This window comes from Streptomyces flavofungini, from assembly GCF_041028215.1.
GTDB lineage: Bacteria > Actinomycetota > Actinomycetes > Streptomycetales > Streptomycetaceae > Streptomyces > Streptomyces flavofungini_B.
The window spans coordinates 1-2,437 of record NZ_JASKYR010001006.1 but is presented as its reverse complement, the minus strand read 5'-3'; the positions used below and the strand labels follow the sequence as shown (position 1 = coordinate 2,437).

Genomic DNA, 2,437 nt, shown 5'->3' with positions numbered 1-2,437 from the left:
CCTCGACGGCGGGCGGGCACGCGCGGGCGTACGAGGACATCCTCACCGTCGCGCGCACCGCCGACCGCCTCGGCTTCCACGCCATCTGGACCCCCGAGCGCCACTTCCAGCAGGTCGGCCAGGTCTTCCCCAGCCCGCCCGTGCTCGGCGCCGCCCTCGCCGTCGCCACCGAGCGCATCGGCATCCGGGCGGGCAGCGTCGTCCTGCCCCTGCACCACCCGCTGAAGGTCGCCGAGGACTGGGCGGTCGTCGACAACCTCTCGCACGGCAGGGTCGGCCTCTCCGTCGCCACCGGCTGGCACTCCGCCGACTTCACCCTGGCCCCCGGCCACTACGCCGACCGCCGGGACCGCACTCTGCGCACCATCCCCGAACTGCGGCGCCTGTGGGCGGGCGAACCGGCCGAGTACCCCGACGGCACCGGACAGCCGGTGAGCGTCGTCCCGCAGCCGAGGCCCGTACAGCGCGAACTGCCGCTGTGGATCACCACCTCGGGCAACCCGGAGACGTGGGAGTCGGCCGGGCGGCTGCGCGCCGGGGTGCTCGGCGCGACCGTCGGACAGAGCAGGGACGAACTCGCCGACAAGATCGCCCGCTACCGCGCGGCCTGCGCCGCCGCCCCCGAGCAGGCGGGCACGGACGCGCACGGCCGCGTGACGCTGATGGCCCACACCTACGTGGGCGCCGACGACGCCGAGGTGCACCGCCTGGCCGCCGCGCCCCTCAAGGCCTACCTCGGCTCCTATCTGCGGCAGACCGCCGCCAACCGCGCCGCCGACGCGCGCGACGGCGCGGAGCTGACGGACGAACAGACCGCGATGCTCGCCGAGTTCGCCTACCGGCGCTATCTGAACTGGGGCAGCCTGCTCGGCTCGCCCGGCCACTGCGCCAAGATGCTCGCCGACCTGCGCGACCTGGGCGTCGACGAGGTGGCCTGCTTCATCGACTTCGGTGTCGGACGCGACGAGGTACTCACGGGGCTGCACCGCCTCGCCGAGCTGAGAGAGGCCGCACAGTGACCCCCAACCAGCCCTCGGGCCCCGCCCGGCCCTCCATGGCCGACCGCTTCAGCGCGCTCAGCGGTGAGCAGCGGGTGCGGCTGATGCGACGGCTCGTCGAGGGCGGCCGGGTCCGGGAGATCCCGGCGGTCGTGCCGCCGCGCGACGCCGGGGGCACCGTGCCGCTCAGCCCCGCCCAGCGCGACTTGTGGGTGTACGAGTCGCTGTATCCCGGCACCCCCGACCTCAACCTCTGCTGCGCCTACCACTTCGACGGGGCGCGGGGACCGGTCGACCCAGCCCATCTGGCGGCGGCGCTCACCCTCCTCCAGCGCCACCACGACATCCTGCGCACCCGGATCTCCGGCACGGCGGACGACCCGCACGTCGACTTCCCCGACGAGGGCCCCTTCGTCCTGGAGCGCGAGGACCTGCGCGGCACCGGCACCACCATCGGGGAGGCCTTCACCGCCTTCCGCCGCCGCCCCTTCGACCTGGCCGCCGAACGCCTGATCAGGGGCCGTTTCGTACAGGTCGACGACGCGCGCGCCACGCTGATGCTGAGCGTGCACCACATCATCACCGACTGGTGGTCCTTCGACGTCCTCCAGACGGAGTTCGCCGAGGCCTACCGCGCCGTCCGCGACGGCACCGAGCCGAAGCTCAGCCGCCCCGCCATCCAGTACGCCGACTTCGCCTCGTGGCAGGGCGAACTGGAGGCCGCCGGGGTCTTCGGCGCCCGCCTGGACTTCTGGCGCCGCTATCTGGCCGAGCCGCCGGGCCCGCTGACGGTGCCCGGCCACGGCAGCCCGGACGCCGGTGAGGACGGCATCGTCCAGATCCGCTTCCGCGTCGACGCCGCGACCACCCGGGCCGTGCGCGCCCTGGCCCGCGAGCGCGGCGCCTCGGTATACGTCGTCCTGATGACGGCGTTCGCGGTCCTCGCCCACCGTGTCTCCGGCGCCCGCGACCTGGTGCTCGGCACCCCGGTCGCCAACCGCTCCGCCAAGGGCCTCGAACAGGTCATCGGCTATGTGATGAACGCGGTGCCGACCCGCTGGCGCATCGCCGGCGACGACTCCTTCGCGGACGTCCTCGCCCGCTTCGGCGCCGACTTCCCCGAGCTGATGGCCAACGCCGACCTGCCGGTGGGCCGCATCGTCTCGGCCGCCGCACCCGAGCGCAGCGCGGGCCGCTCCCCGCTGTTCCAGTGGGTGTTCATGCACCTCACCGAGCAGCCGAGCGTCTCGGCCGTACGGGAGTTCGCCGAGCCCGAGCGCATCCACACCGGCGGCGAGCACGACCTCGTGGGCGTGGTGCGCGACAGCGGCGACGGCATGGACGGCAGCTTCGAGATCCGCACGGAACTCCTCTCGCCCGAGGCCGTCACCCGCTGGGCCGACAGCTACCTCGCCCTGCTCGGCCGCGTCACCGCCGAC

The 2,437-nt window shown here is 74.0% G+C and carries 2 protein-coding genes; both read left to right on the top strand.

All coding sequences use genetic code 11. From position 1 onward, the window contains the following. The coding region (locus tag AB8Z36_RS37685) for a MupA/Atu3671 family FMN-dependent luciferase-like monooxygenase (RefSeq protein ID WP_369217882.1) at nucleotides 1-1,019 on the top strand (1,019 nt) is incomplete at its 5' end. Next, the coding region (locus AB8Z36_RS37680) for a condensation domain-containing protein (RefSeq protein ID WP_369217881.1) at nucleotides 1,016-2,437 on the top strand (1,422 nt) is incomplete at its 3' end. The genes AB8Z36_RS37685 and AB8Z36_RS37680, both read left to right, overlap by 4 nt.